Genomic DNA, 17,861 nt, shown 5'->3' on the forward strand with positions numbered 1-17,861 from the left:
CTCAGCCGGCCTGGGTCTGGCCGGGCGCGCTGGTCAGGCGCTCGGCGGCCACCTGGATCGCCGCGGCAGCGGCGACATATAGCGCGGCGCTGCGCAGATACGGCCCAAGCCAGTCGGTGTAGTTCTTGAACCAGCCGGTCACGGTCGGCTCGGCCACGCTGGCACTGATCCAGTAGAAGCTGCCCTGGGCGATCAACTGGCACAGCGCCACCGAGAGCAACAGCGCCGGCACCAGCCGGGCCAGCGCGCTCCACTGCGCGCCGTGGTACTGCCGACGCAGCCACATGCCCCCGGCCCACAGCGCGAAATACGCCGGGATCAGGCACCAGTACGCCGGCGACACGCAGTAGTGCCGCCAGAAGCTCAGGCCCTGGCTGGTGATCACCAGCCAATCCACCGCCACTGCCAGCAGCATCAGCAGCGGGAACGCCAGCCTGGTGCGCGCGGCCAGATGGAAGCCGCCGATGAAAAACACCGCCCAGGACGCGTCGGGGATCGGCGCGAAGTGATTGATCCGCGTGGCCGCCATCAGGACGGCAAGCAGACTCAAAACCAAGGTGTCGTGCGAGCGAGGAGTCATGCGCGGGGGTGGCCGGATCACAGGCTGGCGAGTGTAGCGTGGAACCCGGCACGCCCGCGCCATTGGCGGCTTTGCGGTGGCCCGCCCGGCCGCCCCCGTTGCTGGACACGACGAACGCAAATCGGTGGGTGCCCGGATGCGCCCTGCACCGGCCAGGGCCGGCAGCGCTCCCTGCGCGAGCAGCCGGCCGCGTCAGACCAGCTAGGGCGCGGCAAGCTGTCCCACCCGCTCGCGGCAACGGGTCATGGGCGAAGGCTTATCATGTGGCAATGACACATCCACATGACGTTCTGATCGTCGGCGGCGGCCTGGTCGGCTCCAGCCTGGCGATTGCGCTGGACCGCATCGGCCTGGATGTCGGGCTGGTGGAAGCCACCCCGGCCGGCACGCCGCCAGCGGTGTTCGACCAGCGCAACCTGAGTTTTGCTGCCGCCACCGTCAATGCGCTGAGCGTGCTGGGGGTGATGGCCAAGCTGCGCAGCGCACCCGGGCCGATCCGGCGCATCCACGTCAGCCGGGCGGGCGACTTCGGCCGGGTGCAGCTGGATGCGGCCGATTACGGCCGCGACAGCTTCGGCCAGGTGGTGGTGGCGCGCGATTTCGGCGAGGCATTGGCGGCACGCCTGGACGAGCTGACCCGGTTGCGCCGCTATCGCCCGGCACGCTGCATCGGGGTCGAGCCGGTGCAGGACGGTGTGCGCGCGCTGCGGATTGCCACCGCCGATGGCGAGCAGCGCGTGCAGGCCCGGCTGGTGGTGGGCGCCGACGGCACCCATAGCGCAGTGCGCGAGCTGCTGCATATCGGCAGCGATGCGCACGACTTCCTGCAGACCTTGTTCGTGGCCCGGGTGCGTGCCTCCCGCCCACCGGATGGCACCGCCTGGGAGCGCTTCGGCGAGCACGGGCCGACTGCGCTGTTGCCGCGCGGCGACCGCCATTACGGCGCGATCCACTGCGTGGCGCGCGCCGAGGCCGAGGCGGTGGCCGCGCTCGACGAGACCGGCTGGCTGGCCAGGTTGCAGCGGGCGGCTGGATGGCGCGCCGGGCGCTTTGTCGCCAGCGGGGAGCGCAGCGCGTACCCGCTGGTGCAGGTGCTGGCCAACGAGTTGGTCGCCGAGCGCGTGGTGCTGCTCGGCAACGCCGCGCAGACGCTGCATCCGATCGGCGCGCAAGGCTTCAACCTCGGCTTGCGCGATGCACTGACGCTGGCCGAATTGATCGAGCACGATCGCAGCGATGCCGGGGCCGGCGCATTGCTGGCCGGTTACCTGGCACGCCGACGCGTGGACCGCGAGCAGACCATCGGGTTTTCCAGCGGGCTGGCGCGGCTTACCGGGAATCCGGCGCCGTTGCTGCGGCCGTTGCGCAGCCTCGGCCTGCTCGCCACCTCGCAGGCGGCGCCGCTGCAGTCGATGCTGGTCGGCGGGGCGATGGGTTTCCGGGGCGATGTGCCGCAGTTGTGCAGGGGCGTCGCATGAGCCGTCGTGGTAATCGTGATGCCTTGATCGTTGGCGGTGGCGTGGTCGGTGCCGCCTGCGCGCTGGCGCTGGCCGATGCCGGCCTGAGCGTGGCCCTGGTCGAAGGCCGCGAGCCCGCGCGTTGGCGGGCCGACCAGCCCGATCTGCGCGTCTATGCCTTTGCCGCCGACAATGCTGCATTGCTCGACAGCCTGGGCGTCTGGGCGTTGGTGCGCGCTGCCCGCGTGCAGCCGTACCGGCGCATGCGGGTCTGGGATGCGGCCGGTGGTGGCGAGCTGAGCTTCGATGCCGACACCCTGGGCCGCGAACAACTCGGCTGGATCATCGAACACGCGGTGCTGGTCGATCGCCTGTGGGCCGCCGTGCATGCGGCCGGCATCGAGGTGCATTGCCCGGCGCGCGTGGTCGAGCTGGAGCAGGATGCACACAGCGTGCGCCTGCGCCTGGACGATGGCAGCCGCCTGGAAGCGGCGCTGGCCATCGCTGCCGATGGCGCCGCATCGACCTTGCGCGAGCTCGCCGGTCTGCCGGTGTCGCGGCATGCCTACGCGCAGCGCGGCGTGGTCGCCTTCGTGGAGACCGAACAGCCGCATCAGGCCACTGCCTGGCAGCGTTTCCTGACCACCGGCCCGCTGGCATTCCTGCCGTTCGCCGATGGCCGCAGTTCGATCGTATGGACCTTGCCGGATGCCGAGGCCGCGCGCGTGCTGGCGCTGGACGATGCCGACTTCTCGCGCGAGCTGACCCAGGCCTTCGCGGCGCGGCTGGGGCAGGTGCGTGTGGTCTCCGCGCGCACGGCGTTTCCGCTGCAACGGCAACTCGTGGAGCAATACGTCAGCGGCCGCGTGCTGACATTGGGCGACGCCGCGCATGTGGTGCATCCGCTGGCCGGGCAGGGCGTCAATCTGGGCCTGCGCGATGTCGCTGCGTTGCGCGATGAGGTGCGCAATGCGCTGGCAAGGCGTGCGGACTGGGCCGCCCCGCATCGGCTGCAGCGCTGGGCGCGCACCCGGCGTAGCGAGAACACCGTGGCCGCCTATGGCTTCGATGCGATCAACACGGTGTTCTCCAACGACGACATGCACCTGACCCTGTTGCGCGGGTCGGTGCTCGGGCTGGCCGGCACGTTGCCGCCGCTGGTCGATGTGCTGTGGAAGCGCGCCTCCGGCAGCGCGTGATCGCGTGACAGCGCGACGCGCACGTTGGCGGCCATGTCTTGGTATGTTGATTCGCTTATAGCGCGGGCAGCATGTTCCATACGACGGGCGCAGCCGGCGTGGCTACAGTCGAGCCATGTCATCTTCCGCCACCCATTCGTCCCGACCTGGCCTGCTGCTGCTCTGCGGCCTGCTCTGCGACGCCAGCATCTGGCAGCCGCAACGCGCGGCGCTGAGCGATCTGGCCGAGGTGCAGGTGCTGGACTTCGCCGGCTTCGACAGCATCGTGCAGATGGCAGCACACGTATTGGCCGTCGCTCCGCCGCAGTTCGCAGTGGCCGGCCATTCGATGGGCGGGCGGGTGGCGCTGGAGATCATGCGCCAGGCGCCGCAACGCGTGCAGCGCCTGGCCTTGCTGGACACCGGTATTGCGCCACGCCGCGACGGCGAGCGTGAGCAGCGCGCGGCGCTGGTGCGGCTTGCGCAGACGCAAGGCATGCAGGCGCTGGCACGGCAATGGCTGCCGCCGATGCTGCATCCGGACCGGCACGCCGATGCCGGGCTGATGAACCCACTGATGGCGATGGTGCAGCGGCATAGCGTGCAGACCTACGCCGGCCAGATCGAAGCCTTGCTGGAGCGCCCCGATGCCGCGCCGGTGCTGGCACAGATCCGCTGCCCGACCTTGCTGGGCGTGGGTCGCCAGGACGTCTGGAGCCCCCTGGCCCAGCACCAGCAGATGGCGCGGCAGATCCCGCACGCACGGCTGGTGGTCTTCGAAAACAGCGGGCATATGGCGCCCCTGGAAGCGCCCGCGGCCGTCAGTGCTGCAATGCGCGACTGGCTGCAGGACGCGTGATGGCGGCCCGGTCCGGCTGGCGGCGCGTGCGCTGCCGTCGCTGACCAGGCGTGTCGGTTTTTTCAGCAACACCCCGAGGAGGCTGCATGCCCGACGATGCATCGATCATCATTGCCTGCGAGCAGGCGATTCGCCAATTCGCACTGCTCAACGATCGTCACGATCACGACGGGCTCGCCGCATTGTTCACTGCCGACGGCGTGTTCGCCCGCCCCAGTGCGCCGGAGCTGCCGGTGCACGGGCGCGAGGCGATTCTGCAATCGTTCCGCGCGCGCCCGCCGCGGACGACCTGTCACCTGATGCTCAACACCCTGGTCAGCATCCAGTCGCCGACCCTGGCGCATGCGCACAGCAAGGTCCTGCTCTACACCGCTGCAGACACCTCGACGGCGCCGCCCTGGACGGCTCAATCGCCTGCGTTGCTCGGCAGTTTCGACGACGTGCTGGTACTGGAGCAGGGGCGCTGGTTGTTCAAGCAGCGGCTTGGCGCCTTGCTGATGCGCATCGGCGCTGACTGATCGCTGCCTCTAACCCATTCAACGACGCACAGACGGCGCGTTCGCCGCCGCCGCGTACCGCAGCACCGCTTTCCTCCCCCACGTCGCGCCGCAGTCATCCATCCATCGCATTGGAGAATCGCCTAGTGGAACGCGTGAGCTCATCTGCCCGTTGTGCCGTTGCACCGCCACGGTTGCCGTCGTACCGGCGCCGTGTCCTGACCTTGCTGACACTGCTGGGCGCCGGCGTGCCCGTTGCGGCATCCGCACAAGCGGTGCCGGAAACCGCTGCACCGCCGCAGGGCATCAACCTGGGCGGGACGAGTTTTCTCGATGGCTTCGGCTCCTCGACGCCGGGCTGGACGGTGATCGAGTATCTACGCCACTACGACTTCGACGCGATCAAGGACGCGCGCGGCGACGATTCGGCCGCCTTCCGCGATCCCAAGGTCGGTGTCAGCGTCCTGCTGACCCAGCTGATCTACGTCACGCCCTATCGGTGGAAGCGCGCGTCGCTGAGCCTCAATGCGATCGTGCCGCTGGTCAATTACGACATGTCCTTCGCCGCAGACAGCCCCGTGCAGTTGCGCGGCAACGGGTTCGGGATGGGCGACATTTCCTTCGGCCCGGCGCTGCAGATCGACCCGGTGATGCGCAACGGACGAGTCCTGTTCTTCCAGCGCTTCGCAATCGATGCGTTCGCTCCGGTGGGCAAGTTCGATCGCGATGTCGCGATCAACCAGAGCACCGGATTCTGGTCGGTGGCGCCGCATTGGGCGTTCACCGTGCAGCCCAGCGACAACTGGGAGATCAGCATGCGGCTGAACTATCTCTACAATTTCCGCACCGATCGCGCCGGCGGCGTACCGCCGATCCCGGGATTCCGTTTTCGCAATGGTCAGGCCGGCGATGTGCTGTGGGCCAACCTGGCCAGCTCGTTCAAGGTCAGCGAGCAACTGCGCCTGGGCATCAACGGGTATTACCTGCAGCAGCTGAAGGACAACCGCACCAACGGGCAGCGTGTGCCCGACAGCAAACGCATGCAGTTCTATCTCGGGCCGGGGCTATCCTGGCGGCTGGATGCCAACAACCTGCTGAATTTCAATGTCTATCTACCGGTAGAGGTGAAGAACTCGGTGGCCGGCACCAGCGTCAACCTGATGTTCGTGCATTCCCTTTGACGTGGAAGCACGCACATATCCGCAGCATGCACGCCGGCGGGTCTGCGTGCATGCTGCGGCGCAGACGGATGCAGGCAACGCTGCATGCAGCGCAAGCCCGGGTAGTCCTACGTTCGAGTTCTGAGCTGTGCAGGCTGCTTCGCCAGACCAGGCCTCGCCAGTGCACGCTGTCCGCGCCAGACCCGTGCGCGCGTCAGATGCCCATGCTGTGGCGCTGGGTATTGGCATGCTCGCGGAACAAAAGCTCGGCACGCGCGCCATCGCGTTGTTCGATGGCCGAGACGATGGCGCCGTGCTGCCGATGTCCGTAGTACAGATCGTCGTAGGCCAGGGTGGGCGAGCGTTGGCCGAACACCACATTGACCGGGCTGACGAAGGGCACCACGGTGCACCGGTCCACGGTCTCGGTCAGGATCGGCTTGTTGGCGGCCACCACGATGGCACGGTGGAAGCGGGCATTCATCGCGCCATAGGCCTGCTCGTCGTCGGCATCCAGGCTGCGCGAGGCCAGGATCCGGTCGCCTTCGCCCAGACAGGCATGCAGCGTGGCCAGCAACGCAGCCGAGGCGCCCTGTTCGGCGACGGCGCGTGCGGCCATGCCTTCCATCAGGGCACGCACCGCCAGGGCGTCCAGGCTTTCCTGCTGGCTGAAACGTCGCACCGCATAGCCGCGGTTGCCGGCCTGCACCAGCAGGCCTTCCTGGCACAGCGCCGGCAGGGCCTGACGGATGGGGGTGCGCGAGATGGCCAGTCGTTCGGCCAGCGCGGCTTCGGTGATGCGCTCACCGGGGGCAAAGGTGCCGCACAGGATCAGTTCGCGTAGCTGCTGGACCGCTTGCAATCGGTGGTTGTTCGCCATTGGCTCCATTCTCTCGCGCCGTACCGCAGCGCACGTTCCTTCGACGGGGAAAACTCGCAAAACCGGTATAAAAACCTTGCAGATGAGAGCGCTTGGTGGCACTTTGGATCCCAAGGATACCGTTTTGGCGGTCCGGAGTGGCTGGTCGGCGTTGTTGGGATCCCATGGCGGGACGGATTTCGACTCAATCAATGGTGCGCACCCGGCCAGGGAAAGTGGCCGGCGTGCATCGCAGGAGTGCAGCATGGCAAGCATCATCGGCGGCATCGGAACCTCGCACGTTCCCACCATCGGGGTGGCCTACGACAAGGGCAAACAGCAGGATCCGTTGTGGAAGCCGTTGTTCGACGGCTACACGCCGGTGGCTGCCTGGTTGGCCGAGCAGCAGGCAGACGTGCTGGTGTTCTTCTACAACGACCATTGCACGACGTTCTTCTTCGACCTGTATCCGACCTTCGCCCTGGGCATCGGCGAGCGCTTCCCGGTGGCCGACGAAGGCGCAGGGCTGCGCAACCTGCCGCCGATCCGCGGCGATGTGCAATTGCAGGCGCATATCGCCGAATGTCTGGTCAACGACGAGTTCGATCTGACGGTCTTTCAGGACAAGCCGATCGACCATGGCTGCGCGGCGCCGCTGCCGTTGCTGTGGCCGCACGTGCCGGACTGGCCGGGCACGGTGGTGCCGATCGCGATCAACGTGCTGCAGTACCCGCTGCCGACCGCGCGCCGCTGCTACCGCCTGGGCCAGGCGGTGCGGCGGGCGATCGAATCCTATCCGGAGGATCTCAAGGTGGTGGTGGTGGGCACCGGCGGGCTGTCGCACCAGATCCACGGCGAGCGCACCGGTTTCAACAACACCGACTGGGACATGGAATTTCTGGACCGCTTCCAGCATGCGCCGGAAACGCTGACCGATCTCACCCACACCGATTACGTGCGCCTGGGCGGCGCCGAAAGCGTGGAGCAGATCATGTGGCTGGCGATGCGTGGCGCGCTGGGCGGGCCGATCCGCAAGCTGCATCAGAACTACTACCTGATGACCACCACCGCGATGACGGTGGTGCTGTACGAGCCGGGCGTCGAAGCCGCTGACGCGCCGTCTTCGACGCAATTGCTCGCGCACGCCACGTCTACCGCGAATGCTGCATGAGGGCCGGCCGATGAATCCGCAAGTACAGGGCATGGAGCAGATCGGCGGCACTTACCTGTTCGATCTGCGCACCAGCAACCGCGCGTTGCGCATCAACCGATTCTTCTGGCATATGATCCGCGCCCCATGGCGCGATCGCTTTCTCGAAGATTCCGAAACCCTGATGCAGGAAGCCGGCCTCACCGAGCATGAAAAGGCGCTGATCCGTGCACGCGACTGGCTCGGGCTGGTGCAGTACGGCGCCAACTTCTTCGTCATCGAAAAATTTGCCCGCGTGGTGCGCATGACCAATCTGCAGGTCTACGCCATCATGCGTGGCGAATCCTTCGAAGATTTCATGCAGACCCGGCGTGTACCCGATGCACGCTGAGCTGCAGGCGGCGGCCTGGTGCCGTCCCGCCGCATTCCCCGACTTCCCAACGTAAGGTCTACCCCCATGACCATGTCCTCCGTGTTCTTCGAACACCGCATCAAGGTCCGGCATCTACGTGTCATCGAGGCGCTGGACCGGCAGAAAAGCCTGCTCCGCGCCTCACGCGTGTTGAACGTCACCCAGCCCGCATTGACGCGTGCCCTGCAGGAGATCGAAGAGATCGTCGGCGCGCCGCTGTTCGAGCGCCATTCGCGCGGCGTGCGCCCCAATGCGATGGGCGAGGTGCTGGTACAGACCGCGCATGTCGTGCTCGGCCAGTTGCGCCGCGCGCAGGACACCTTCGAAGGGCTGCTGCAGGACGACGCGCTTACCATCACCGTGGGCGCGTTGCCGGTCGCCGCCAGCGGCCTGTTGCCGGCCGTGCTGGCCGCCTTGTATCGCGCCGAACCCACGCTGCGGGTACGCCTGCTGCACGGACGCACCGACGAACTGCTGCCCAAGCTGGCCGGTAACGAGATCGACCTGGTGGTGGGCCGGCTGTATCCGTTGGCCCGCTACGACGCGTTGATCCGCAAGGTGCTGTACCAGGACCCGATCGCGCTGGTGGCGCGCAGCGATCACCCCCTGTTTGCCAACGGCCAGGTGCGCATCGCCGAAGCCGCTGCGTATCGCCAGGTGCTGCCGACGCTGAGCCAGCATGTCGAGCGCGACGTGGCGCAGGTGATGCGCGAGCATGGGCTGGCCACGCGCGATCAGCTGCGTTCCAGTTCGGCCAGCTTCACCCGCGAGATCCTGCTCGGCACCGACAGCATCGCGGTGATGCCGAGCATGATGGTGGCCGGGGATATCGCACGCGGCGAGCTGCGTGCCTTCCAGCTGCAGCAGCCGTCGCAGGCGCGCGCAGGCGGGGTGATCTATCGCGATGGCAGTGCCATCCACAAGCCCGGCGTGCGCCTGTTGATGCGCGAACTGGAACACCAGTTGGCGGTCATGGCCGAGCAGGGGGCGGTGTGGGTGGACGACCAGATCAGCGAGGACAACCTGTTGCTGGGCGAGTCCGCGTGATCGATTGAGTGCGGCATGCGCGGCGCAAGCCGCTGCCATGTCGTGATGGCGCTGGAGTGCGGCATGCATGCAACGGGCAGCTCAGGCTGCCCGTTGTGCTGTCTGGCATCGGCCGCTGCCGTGTCGCTGTTGTGGCGGGGCAGCAGCCTGCGCGTCACTGCCGGCTGCTTGCGGCGTAATCCAGATCCGGGCGCATCACACTTCGTTAGCCAGCGCATCTTTCAGGCGCGCCTTCTGCAGCTTGCCGGTCGCGGTGCGCGGCAGCGCCTCGACCACGCGCAGGTGTTTGGGCACCTTGTATTTGGCCAGCCGTTCGATCAGATAGGCGCGGATCTGCTCCAGATCCGGCGTCTCGTCGGCCGGCACGATCGCCAGGTAGCCCACCTCTCCCCATTGGGGGTCGGCGATCCCCACCACTGCGCATTCGCGCACCTGCGGGTGATCGGCAAGCAGCGCTTCGATCTCGGCCGGGTACACGTTCTCGCCGCCGGAAATGAACATGTCCTTCTTGCGATCGACGACCCAGAAGAACCCGTCGGCATCGCGCCGCACGATGTCGCCGGTGCGGAACCAGCCGTGCTCGTCGAGCGCAGCGGCGCTTGCCTGCGGGTCGCGCCAGTAGCCGGGGCTGAGGTTGGCGCCGCGTAACAACAGCTCGCCGGGCATGTCGACCGGGCAGTCGTTGCCATCGCCATCGACCACGCGCGTCTGCACCGCAGGGGTCGAAATGCCGACTGCGCCCAGCTTGTCGCGGATCACCGCGCAGTCCACCGACATGCCGAACACCGTGCCGGCCTCGCTCATGCCGAAGCCGCTGACCATCGGCACACCGTCGTCCAGCCAGCCGAGCAGGTCATCGCTGGCATGCGGCGCGCCGCCGCTGACCAGCGCGGTGAGATGCCGCAGCGACGCCGCGTCGAAACCGGGCTGGCTGCGGAAGGCCTGCATCATCTGCGGCACGCCGACGTAATGGGTGATGCCCAGCGACTGGTCGCTCAGCCAGCCCAGCGTGCGCCTGGGCTCGAAGCCGTTGGAGACCTGGATCGAGCCGCCCACCGCCAGCACCGGGCGCACGTTGGTGGCCAGGCCGATGATGTGGAACATCGGCGCTTCGCACAGGAAACTGCTGCCGGCATCCACGCGCGTGGTGACGCCGAAGTTGTGCGCCACCTGCTGCAGGTTCTGCTCGCTCAGCATCACGCCTTTGGGCTGGCCGGAGGTGCCGGAGGTAAACAGGATCAGGCTGATGCGTTCGGGGGGAATCGACCCGGTGTCCGCCGGTTCGAGCGTGTTCGCCGCATCGACGAAGTCGGCCAGCGAGGCGACATCGGCGCGCCCTGCCGCAACGTCGTCGCCCAACAGCAGGCGTGGCTCGGCGCGCTGCAGCAATGCATCCAGTTCGGCTGTGCTCAGCCGCCAGTTCAGCGGCACGTAAATCGCGCCGACGCGTCCACAGGCGAAATGCAGCGCCACCTGCCAGACCGAATTGCGCGCCAGCACGGCGAGCCGTTCGCCATCGATGCAGCCGCGCGCCTGCAGCAAGGCGGCCAGACGGCCGATCAAGACATCCAGTTCTGCGTACGTCCATTGCCGGTCCTGCAGCAGGTCGCGGGCGGCAAGCCGGTGTGGGGTGAGGCGGGCGTGGAAGGAGATCGAGTCGGTCGGCATGGTCATGGCGCTGTCTTCCGAATGCAGATTGGGAGAGTGACTGGCGTGAGTGCGACGGCTGCGGCTGAAGGTTGACGCGTGTGCGAAAACACCTGGCGAACGTTCACCAGAAAGTGCGGACACACCGCAGGAACCGATGGACAAGGCAGTGCCTGTCGCATCGCGTTGCGACCGCGCTCTGGTGATTGCGCGATCGGTGGACTGAAGGGCCTAACTGAGATAGATGGTCTTGGTTTCGAGGAAGGCGTGCAGCCCTTCGATGCCGCCTTCGCGGCCGATCCCGGAATGTTTGACCCCGCCGAACGGCATGTCGAAGTCCACCCACATGCCATTGATCGAATGACTGCCGCTGCGTACGCGGCGGGCGATGCGGTAGGCGCGATCGGGGTCCTCGCTGTAGACCGTGCCGTGCAGGCCGAAGTCGCTGGCATTGACCTTGGCGATCAGGTCGGCCTCGTCGTGGTAATCGATGAAGCTCACCACCGGGCCGAAGATCTCTTCGCGGGCGATGGTCATGTCCGGCGTCACCCCGGCAAACACCGTCGGCTCGATGAAGAAGCCGCGCGGCAGATGCGTCGGGCGGCCGCCGCCCATGACCAGGCGCGCGCCCTCGGCGCGGCCTTGTGCGATGTAGGACTGCACGCGCTCGAGCTGGCGGCCAAGCGCCAACGGGCCCATGCCGGTCTCGGCTGCGAACGGGTCGCCCAGCTTGAGCGCGCCCACAGCCGCGCAGTACGCCTGCAGGATCTGGTCGCGTCGCTGCGCCGGCACCAGCACCCGGGTGAGCGCGAAGCACACCTGGCCGGTGATCGGCATCGAGTAGGGCACCAGGCTGGGCAGCAGCTTGGCGATGTCTGCATCGTCCAGCACGATCGCGGCCGACTTGCCGCCCAGCTCCAGCCCGACCCGCGCCAGCCGCTCGGCGCAGGCCACCCCGATCAGCCGCCCCGCCTGGGTGGAGCCGGTGAAACTCACCTTGTCCACCTGCGGATGGCGGATCAGCTGTTCGCCGACCTCGCGACCGCCCGGCAGCAGATTGAACACGCCATCGGGCACGCCGGCGGCGCTGATGCATTCGGCCAGGATGTAGGCGTCGATCGGCGTTTCCGGTGAGGGTTTGGCCACCACCGTGCAACCGGCCGCCAGGGCCGCAGCGACCTTGTAGCAGAGCAACACCAGCGGTGCGTTCCAGGGAGTGATCGTGGCGACCACGCCTACCGGCTCCTGCACGATATGCACGCGGCCGCCGTTGGCACGTGCACGCGGCTCCACGAATGGGTGGGTTGCGATCAGGTCGCCGTAATAGTCGAACAGGCCGGGTGCCTGCTGCGAGGCGCGGCGACTGAAGCCGATGGTGGCGCCGACCTGCCCCGTCCAGGCTTCGGCCAGCTCCGGCAGGCGCGCACGCAACCGTGCGGCCACGCGCTTGAGCACGACGCCACGCTCTTGCGGCGATAGCTGCGGCCAGGGGCCGCTGTCGAACGCGGCACGCGCGGCGGCGATGGCCGCCTCGGTGTCCGCCGGCGAGGGCTCGGTGTAGCGCAGCAGGCGTTGTTCGGTGTGCGGGGCAATCACATCGACGTCGCGATCGCCGCTGCTTGCGCGCCATTGGCCGTCGATGAACAGGCCCAACGGCCCACGCGCGGCGATCCCGCGCAGGGTTGCGGACAAGGCTTCCATACTCCCTCCTCGGTGCAGAAAACCACTGGCAGCGCCAGCGATGCGCGTGCTGCGCGCATCGCTTCAGGCGCCGTAGGACGTGCTCAGGCGCTGTTTTTGGTCAGGTCGTATTCGCCCAGGCCAGGCTTGTAGCTCTTCTCGTCGATGAACTGACGGATGCCTTCCTTGCGGGCGTTGTTGTCGAACGAATTGGCCGCTTCCTGCATGCGCACCAGGTAATCTTCGGCTTCGTCGTAGGTCATGGTGCCGACCCGGCGCACCGCATCTTTTGCGTACTTCAGCGCGACCGGGTTCTTCCTGAGCAGCAGCTCGGCCACCTCGCGCGTGCGCGCTTCCAGCCGTTCCAGCGGCACGCTTTCGTTGACCAGGCGCCATTCGGCGGCCTTCTTGCCGTCGACCATCTCGCCGGTCAGCGTCATCCACATCGCATCGCGCATGGACAGCAGTTCCACCGCGACCTTGGTGACGCCGCCACCGGGCAGGATGCCCCAGTTGATTTCCGACAGGCCGAACTGCGCCTCGTCGGCGGCGATCGCCAGATCGCAGGCGAACAACGGCCCGAAGCCGCCACCGAAACACCAGCCGTTGACCATCGCGATGGTGGGTTTCTGGTACCAGCGCAGGCGGCGGAACCAGCCGTAGGATTCGCGCTGCGAGCGACGTACACCGCGCAGGCCCTGGGCCTCGGTCTCGCGGAAATATTCCTTCAGGTCCATGCCGGCCGACCAAGCGGTGCCTTCGCCACCGAGTACCAGCACGCCGACGTTGTCGTCGAATTCCAGCTCGTCCAGCACGTCCATCATGCGGCGGTTGAGCGCCGGGCTCATCGCATTGCGTTTGTCGGGGCGTGCGAACTTCACCCAGGCAATGCGGTTTTCGATGCGGACCGATACCACGTCATGCTCGTTCAAGCGGCGTCTCCTTCGAGTCGGTACAGAGTGGAAATCACAGTTCTTCGGCGAGCGCGGCGTCCGGCACGTTTGCCCGTTCCAACGTGGCGCTGGCGTTCAACTTGCAGAGCAGGCGCAACAAGGTCTGCTGCTCGCTGGCCTGCAGGCCGGTACAGGTGCGCGCGACCGCCCGCGCCAGGCAGCCCTGGGCGGTGCCGAGCGTGCGCTCGCCAAGCGGGGTGAGGTACAGACCCTTGCTGCGTCGGTCGCGGCCGGCCAGGCGCTCGATCAGGCCCTGCTCGGCCAGTGCGTTGGCGATCTTCATGCCGGCAGCGCGATTGACCAGCAGGCGGTTGCCCAGTTCGGTCTGGTCGCAGCCGGGCTGGTCGCGGATGTGGATCAAGGCGGTGACGCGCGCCGGGGTCAGGTGCAGTTCGGCCAGTTCCTGGCGCGCGGCGTGGCTGGAGGCCAGGGTCGCCAGTTGCAATTGATAGCCAAGGTCTGCGGCAAGGGCCAGGCGAGCGCTCATCGATCCATCCAAATTGTATCCGTTAAATACAATCTAGCCGACCGAAGCGGGCACTGCAAGAGGTTGTGGCGGTCATAAACGAAGGGCCGTGCGCGCCTGCGTAGCGCGGACGCGCGCGGCCCTGTTTGCGATGCTGCCGAATGCCTTACTGGATCAACCAGCCGGCCAGCTGTTCGCGGCTCAGGTGGCCGCTGTGCTGGGTGTCGAGCGCGTCGAATTCATCGGCCAGTGCCGGGTTGGCCTGTGCCTCGGCGCGGCTGATGCTGCCGTCGCCATCGGTATCCATGGCCTGGAAGTCGATGCGGTAGCTGCCGACCACGCTGTTGGGCTGGATCGAGCGCACGATCACGCTGGACTCGCCGCGCGGGCGCTCCAGCTGGGCCTGATGGGTGACCTCGCCGCTGGACAGCGGCTGGGTGCGAATCACATTGGGCACATCGATCAGCGGCATGCTGCTGGCCGGCGTTGGCGCCTGTTGCGCGAGCGCGTGGCCGCCGAGTAGCAGCAATACGGAAAACGAAACGGTACGAACGGTGGTCATCAGATCCCCCTGATGTGGAACAGCCCGCAAGCATAGAGGCTGTCGGGCGTCCTGAGGTGTGCAACGTGCGCTCGATGTCTGGCGACAGTAACTGCATGCACTAGGCTGACGGTGCGGCGTGCGCGATGCGGCATCGGCAACCGGGATGGGATTCGGAGCCAATGGCCGCATCGCTACCTCGCACGCTGCACCCGGGACAACGGCTCAGCCGGGGATGAATGGAAACACGATCTTCAACAAGCCCTTCAGACCGCCCTCGGCAGTGCTGGCCACGGCCTTGGCGCCCAGGCTGTTGAGCGCGCGCCGTACGTCTTCCCAACGCACCTGCGCGATGTCCTTCTTCAACAGGTCCGCCACTTCTTCGGCGGTGGGCGTGAGCTTTTGCAGTTCGCGCACGGTGGCCTGCGGGTCCGGTTGCAGATAGCCCCAGCGCTCGGCGACTTTCAGCAGCGTGTCGAAGCGTACCGCGACCACTTCGCGATTGCGCTCGTACACCGGCAAGGCACCCACATCCAGGATGGCCTGTTCGAATTGCTGCGCATCGTCCGGGTGCTCGATGCGCACCGCCAGAAAGCCTTCCTTGCGGCTACGCTCGCTGACGTGCTTGGCACCGGAGCGCAGGTTGTCTTCGGTGAGCACGTTGGCGACGATGCGCTGCATTGCCGCGTCGCCTTCCTCGGGTACCAGCGAGCGCCAGCGCGCATAGCCGTCGCGACGCAGCGCCTTGACCTTGGCCGAGGTCACCCGCAGCTGCAGCGCGACCATTGCGTTGGAGCTGTTGCGCGAGATGGCGCCGTCGCGTTCGAGCAGCACGAAGATCAGCAATTCCAGATCGCGCTTGGTCAGCGATTGGAATCCCTGCAGCAGGGTCAGGCGCAGGAATTCGTTGCCGAAGGCAGCCGCGTCCTTGAGTTCGATCGGTTGCATGGGGAGTCCTCCACGGGTGACCTGCAGGATGCCAGGACGCTGTTGCGCGACCTGAGAACCGTTGCGACGCGCGCAGCAGTTTCAGCGTCCGGTTTCGCGGCCCGGACGATCGGACCTGAACGTTTCAACTGCGCCACGATCCTGCAAGGTGACGAACACCTGTTTGCCATCGGTGCCGCCGAACGCGACGTTGCTGGCCTTGCGGCCTTTCAACGCGACCGTGCGCAGCAACTTGCCCTGCGGCGAGACCACCGCGATCTGCCCGGCATCGTAGCGGGCGATATAGAGGTTGCCGTCGGCATCGCAACGCATGCCATCCATGCCGAAGTCCGGGAAGCTGATCAGCAGGCGCTTGTTGCGCAGGCCGCCGTCGACGCGGTCGTATACCCATACCTTGCGCGACATGCTTTCGTTGACGTAGAGATGCTTGCCGTCGGGGCTGACGTCCAACCCGTTGGGCGTGGTCATGCCCGATTCGATCAACGTGACGACGCCCTCGCGGCTGATGTGCCACAGGCGGCCGCTGTTGTCCTTCCAGTTCGGGTCGCTTGCATAGAAGCTGCCATCGGGCGCGATCGCCAGATCGTTGGGGCCGTCGGCGTCGGGCAGCGAGGCGAAGGTGCTGACCGCGCGCGTCTGCAGGTTCACCTGCAGGATCTTGTGGCCGGTGAAATCGGCCACGTACATCGTCCCGTCGCGGAAGCGGATGCCATTGCCGGTGCTGCCCTCGGGCAAGGTCACGAACACCTCTGCCTTGGCGCTGCCATCGGCGTGCAGGGCAATGCGCGCGATGGTGCCGTCCTTGCCCAGATTCACCGCATAGAGCGCGCCATCCGGTCCGGCTGCAGGACCTTCGGCATTGTGGGTGAAGGCGCCGTCGCCGATCAGGTCGCGCGCAACAAAGGGCGCATCGGCAGCGATCGCCAGCGAGCTGGACAACAGCAACGCCAATGGCAGGAAACGGCGGCGGGCAACAGCGGTCATGCGGCATGCTCCAGATGGGATCGTTGCCAGTGTGCCAGAACGTGCGCAGCGGCCATGGCGGTGATCACGCACGATCAAGTAAGGTGCCCGGGCAGCATTGGCCGACGAGCGACCAACAGCAGCACTGCGCCCATCTGCGGGCAGTGTGAGTGGGCGCGGTGCGGCATGTACCCACTGACACTCCGTGCGAGTGTGTCGTCGTCGCTGACGACCGCATGCGATGGTGTCAGCCGCTCTCAATCTTGCCAAGGAGGTTTGCATGTCCGTGGAATCGATCACACGTCGCCGTTTGCTCGCCGCGTTCGGCAGTGCAGGCATCCTGCTTGCTGCGCCCGGCTGGGCATTGCCGAAGAAAAAGCCGGGCAAACCGCTCAACGTGGCGTTGGCCGGCCTGGGCAGTTATGCCAGCGAACAGCTCGCGCCGGGCCTGGCATTGACCAAGCATTGCAGGCTGGCCGGCATCGTCACCGGCACGCCCGCGAAGATTCCGCAGTGGCAGGCCAAGTACGGCATCGCCGACCGCAACGTCTACAACTACGAGAACTTCGACCGGATCGCCGACAACGACGACATCGACGTGGTGTACATCGTCACGCCGACCCATCTGCATGCGCCGCTGACGCTGCGCGCGGCGGCGGCCGGCAAGCACGTCTGGTGCGAAAAGCCGATGGCGATGCATGCCGGCGAATGCGAGGCGATGATCGCGGCGTGCAAGCGCAACAAGGTGGCGCTGACCATCGGTTACCGCATGCAGCACGAACCCAACACGCGGCGCCTGATCGCGATGGCCAGCGAGAAGCCGTTCGGCGCGATGCAGCGTGTGCGCGCCGAGGCCGGGTACAACGGCTATCACGATGCGACCAAGGCCGACCGTCCGTGGCGCTTGCGCTCCCAGTTCGGCGGCGGGGCGATGTACGACATGGGCGTGTACCCGCTCAATGCCGCGCGCTACACGGTGGGCAGCGAGCCGTTGGCCGTGACCGCCAAGCGCTGGACCGATCGCCCCGAGCTGTTCGACGAAGTCGACGAGCATATGGACTTCACCCTGGAATTCCCGAACGCGGTGCGTGCCGAGTGCAAGACCAGCTTCGGCAACAACATGAATGTGCTGCGTGCCGAATGCGAGCGCGGCTGGTATGAGTTGTCGCCGTTCCAGAGCTACCAGGGCGTGACCGGCAAGGCCAGCGACGGGCGCGTGTTCGACGCCAAGGTGCCGCACCAGCAGGCACTGCAGATGGACGAGGACGCGCTGGCGATCATCAATGGCACCCCGCTGCGTGCGCCCGGCGAAGAAGGCCTGCGCGACATCCGCATCGTCGATGCGATCTACCGCTCGGCCCGCGAGGGCAGCAAGCGAATCGTGCTCTGATCGCGCCTAAGCTCCGTCAATCAACGGAGCTTCCCGCCGAAGCGAAACGAGCAGGCTGGCGCGCACCAGCCTGC

The 17,861-nt window shown here is 66.9% G+C and carries 18 protein-coding genes; 9 read left to right on the top strand and 9 right to left on the bottom strand.

Annotated elements, in window-relative coordinates:
• Position 1 precedes the first annotated feature (1 nt).
• A complete protein-coding gene (locus tag AC1KVE_RS07200; protein WP_046345758.1) occupies positions 2 to 580 on the bottom strand; it encodes a hypothetical protein in 579 nt (192 codons plus the stop codon).
• Between the two features lie 269 nt (positions 581 to 849).
• Between AC1KVE_RS07200 and ubiH the strand changes: the two genes are divergently transcribed.
• The 5 genes from ubiH (at position 850) to AC1KVE_RS07225 (ending at position 5,752) form a co-directional block, all read left to right on the top strand.
• Entirely contained in the window at positions 850 to 2,058 is a 1,209-nt protein-coding gene (ubiH, locus tag AC1KVE_RS07205; RefSeq protein ID WP_184457046.1) for a 2-octaprenyl-6-methoxyphenyl hydroxylase, read from the top strand.
• Positions 2,055 to 3,236 (top strand): UbiH/UbiF family hydroxylase, encoded by a 1,182-nt coding sequence (locus AC1KVE_RS07210; protein WP_102252703.1) that lies wholly within the window; start codon positions 2,055 to 2,057, stop codon positions 3,234 to 3,236. The genes ubiH and AC1KVE_RS07210 overlap by 4 nt, the downstream gene beginning before the upstream one ends.
• 115 nt (positions 3,237 to 3,351) lie before the next feature.
• Positions 3,352 to 4,074 carry an alpha/beta fold hydrolase gene (locus AC1KVE_RS07215; RefSeq protein WP_184457044.1) on the top strand — a complete coding sequence of 241 codons (723 nt, stop codon included), beginning with the start codon at positions 3,352 to 3,354 and terminating at the stop codon, positions 4,072 to 4,074.
• 86 nt (positions 4,075 to 4,160) lie between these two features.
• Entirely contained in the window at positions 4,161 to 4,592 is a 432-nt protein-coding gene (locus tag AC1KVE_RS07220; protein ID WP_024938273.1) for a nuclear transport factor 2 family protein, read from the top strand.
• A 125-nt stretch (positions 4,593 to 4,717) separates the two neighbouring features.
• Positions 4,718 to 5,752 carry a SphA family protein gene (locus tag AC1KVE_RS07225; RefSeq protein ID WP_184457042.1) on the top strand — a complete coding sequence of 345 codons (1,035 nt, stop codon included), beginning with the start codon at positions 4,718 to 4,720 and terminating at the stop codon, positions 5,750 to 5,752.
• A 193-nt stretch (positions 5,753 to 5,945) separates the two neighbouring features.
• Here AC1KVE_RS07225 and AC1KVE_RS07230 read toward each other — a convergent pair whose 3' ends face one another.
• Positions 5,946 to 6,620: a GntR family transcriptional regulator gene (locus AC1KVE_RS07230; RefSeq protein WP_024938271.1), complete on the bottom strand. Its 675-nt coding sequence runs from the start codon at positions 6,618 to 6,620 to the stop codon at positions 5,946 to 5,948.
• Positions 6,621 to 6,855: 235 nt separating this feature from the next.
• Between AC1KVE_RS07230 and AC1KVE_RS07235 the strand changes: the two genes are divergently transcribed.
• The 3 genes from AC1KVE_RS07235 to AC1KVE_RS07245 all read left to right on the top strand — a co-directional run bounded on the left by AC1KVE_RS07235 (position 6,856) and on the right by AC1KVE_RS07245 (position 9,199).
• Positions 6,856 to 7,761, top strand: a complete 906-nt coding sequence (locus tag AC1KVE_RS07235; protein ID WP_104577234.1) for a gallate dioxygenase — start codon at positions 6,856 to 6,858, stop codon at positions 7,759 to 7,761.
• Positions 7,762 to 7,771: 10 nt separating this feature from the next.
• On the top strand, positions 7,772 to 8,131 hold the full coding sequence (locus tag AC1KVE_RS07240; protein ID WP_016900752.1) for a protocatechuate 3,4-dioxygenase subunit alpha: 360 nt from the start codon (positions 7,772 to 7,774) through the stop codon (positions 8,129 to 8,131).
• Between the two features lie 66 nt (positions 8,132 to 8,197).
• Complete coding sequence (locus tag AC1KVE_RS07245) at positions 8,198 to 9,199, top strand: LysR substrate-binding domain-containing protein (protein WP_016900751.1); 1,002 nt, start codon at positions 8,198 to 8,200, stop codon at positions 9,197 to 9,199.
• A gap of 195 nt (positions 9,200 to 9,394) precedes the next feature.
• Here AC1KVE_RS07245 and AC1KVE_RS07250 read toward each other — a convergent pair whose 3' ends face one another.
• The 7 genes from AC1KVE_RS07250 to AC1KVE_RS07280 all read right to left on the bottom strand — a co-directional run bounded on the left by AC1KVE_RS07250 (position 9,395) and on the right by AC1KVE_RS07280 (position 16,418).
• Positions 9,395 to 10,873 (bottom strand): AMP-binding protein, encoded by a 1,479-nt coding sequence (locus AC1KVE_RS07250; RefSeq protein ID WP_104577235.1) that lies wholly within the window; start codon positions 10,871 to 10,873, stop codon positions 9,395 to 9,397.
• A 204-nt stretch (positions 10,874 to 11,077) separates the two neighbouring features.
• The gene (locus AC1KVE_RS07255) at positions 11,078 to 12,547 is read right to left on the bottom strand and encodes an aldehyde dehydrogenase (RefSeq protein ID WP_434982409.1); all 1,470 of its coding nucleotides are present in this window, start codon (positions 12,545 to 12,547) and stop codon (positions 11,078 to 11,080) included.
• Between the two features lie 83 nt (positions 12,548 to 12,630).
• Positions 12,631 to 13,458: a p-hydroxycinnamoyl CoA hydratase/lyase gene (locus AC1KVE_RS07260; protein WP_046345766.1), complete on the bottom strand. Its 828-nt coding sequence runs from the start codon at positions 13,456 to 13,458 to the stop codon at positions 12,631 to 12,633.
• Positions 13,459 to 13,492: 34 nt separating this feature from the next.
• Positions 13,493 to 13,966 (bottom strand): MarR family winged helix-turn-helix transcriptional regulator, encoded by a 474-nt coding sequence (locus tag AC1KVE_RS07265; RefSeq protein ID WP_024938266.1) that lies wholly within the window; start codon positions 13,964 to 13,966, stop codon positions 13,493 to 13,495.
• A 145-nt stretch (positions 13,967 to 14,111) separates the two neighbouring features.
• Positions 14,112 to 14,507 carry an EF-hand domain-containing protein gene (locus AC1KVE_RS07270; protein WP_039530569.1) on the bottom strand — a complete coding sequence of 132 codons (396 nt, stop codon included), beginning with the start codon at positions 14,505 to 14,507 and terminating at the stop codon, positions 14,112 to 14,114.
• A gap of 204 nt (positions 14,508 to 14,711) precedes the next feature.
• Positions 14,712 to 15,434, bottom strand: a complete 723-nt coding sequence (locus AC1KVE_RS07275) for a hypothetical protein (RefSeq protein ID WP_016900745.1) — start codon at positions 15,432 to 15,434, stop codon at positions 14,712 to 14,714.
• 81 nt (positions 15,435 to 15,515) lie between these two features.
• Positions 15,516 to 16,418, bottom strand: a complete 903-nt coding sequence (locus tag AC1KVE_RS07280; RefSeq protein WP_104577237.1) for an SMP-30/gluconolactonase/LRE family protein — start codon at positions 16,416 to 16,418, stop codon at positions 15,516 to 15,518.
• Between the two features lie 259 nt (positions 16,419 to 16,677).
• On the opposite strand from AC1KVE_RS07280, the gene AC1KVE_RS07285 reads away from it, so the two are divergent.
• Complete coding sequence (locus AC1KVE_RS07285; RefSeq protein WP_046345768.1) at positions 16,678 to 17,787, top strand: Gfo/Idh/MocA family protein; 1,110 nt, start codon at positions 16,678 to 16,680, stop codon at positions 17,785 to 17,787.
• Positions 17,788 to 17,861: the final 74 nt, after the last annotated feature.

Source organism: Xanthomonas sp. NCPPB 2864, from assembly GCF_056675615.1.

What these genes read in the sequence shown, in the direction of transcription:
- AC1KVE_RS07200 (WP_046345758.1), bottom strand. Translation starts at nt 580, where the DNA reads ATGACTCCTCGCTCGCACGACACCTTGGTTTTGAGTCTGCTTGCCGTC.
- ubiH (WP_184457046.1), top strand. Translation starts at nt 850, where the DNA reads ATGACACATCCACATGACGTTCTGATCGTCGGCGGCGGCCTGGTCGGC.
- AC1KVE_RS07210 (WP_102252703.1), top strand. Translation starts at nt 2,055, where the DNA reads ATGAGCCGTCGTGGTAATCGTGATGCCTTGATCGTTGGCGGTGGCGTG.
- AC1KVE_RS07215 (WP_184457044.1), top strand. Translation starts at nt 3,352, where the DNA reads ATGTCATCTTCCGCCACCCATTCGTCCCGACCTGGCCTGCTGCTGCTC.
- AC1KVE_RS07220 (WP_024938273.1), top strand. Translation starts at nt 4,161, where the DNA reads ATGCCCGACGATGCATCGATCATCATTGCCTGCGAGCAGGCGATTCGC.
- AC1KVE_RS07230 (WP_024938271.1), bottom strand. Translation starts at nt 6,620, where the DNA reads ATGGAGCCAATGGCGAACAACCACCGATTGCAAGCGGTCCAGCAGCTA.
- AC1KVE_RS07235 (WP_104577234.1), top strand. Translation starts at nt 6,856, where the DNA reads ATGGCAAGCATCATCGGCGGCATCGGAACCTCGCACGTTCCCACCATC.
- AC1KVE_RS07240 (WP_016900752.1), top strand. Translation starts at nt 7,772, where the DNA reads ATGAATCCGCAAGTACAGGGCATGGAGCAGATCGGCGGCACTTACCTG.
- AC1KVE_RS07245 (WP_016900751.1), top strand. Translation starts at nt 8,198, where the DNA reads ATGACCATGTCCTCCGTGTTCTTCGAACACCGCATCAAGGTCCGGCAT.
- AC1KVE_RS07250 (WP_104577235.1), bottom strand. Translation starts at nt 10,873, where the DNA reads ATGACCATGCCGACCGACTCGATCTCCTTCCACGCCCGCCTCACCCCA.
- AC1KVE_RS07255 (WP_434982409.1), bottom strand. Translation starts at nt 12,547, where the DNA reads ATGGAAGCCTTGTCCGCAACCCTGCGCGGGATCGCCGCGCGTGGGCCG.
- AC1KVE_RS07265 (WP_024938266.1), bottom strand. Translation starts at nt 13,966, where the DNA reads ATGAGCGCTCGCCTGGCCCTTGCCGCAGACCTTGGCTATCAATTGCAA.
- AC1KVE_RS07270 (WP_039530569.1), bottom strand. Translation starts at nt 14,507, where the DNA reads ATGACCACCGTTCGTACCGTTTCGTTTTCCGTATTGCTGCTACTCGGC.
- AC1KVE_RS07275 (WP_016900745.1), bottom strand. Translation starts at nt 15,434, where the DNA reads ATGCAACCGATCGAACTCAAGGACGCGGCTGCCTTCGGCAACGAATTC.
- AC1KVE_RS07280 (WP_104577237.1), bottom strand. Translation starts at nt 16,418, where the DNA reads ATGACCGCTGTTGCCCGCCGCCGTTTCCTGCCATTGGCGTTGCTGTTG.
- AC1KVE_RS07285 (WP_046345768.1), top strand. Translation starts at nt 16,678, where the DNA reads ATGTCCGTGGAATCGATCACACGTCGCCGTTTGCTCGCCGCGTTCGGC.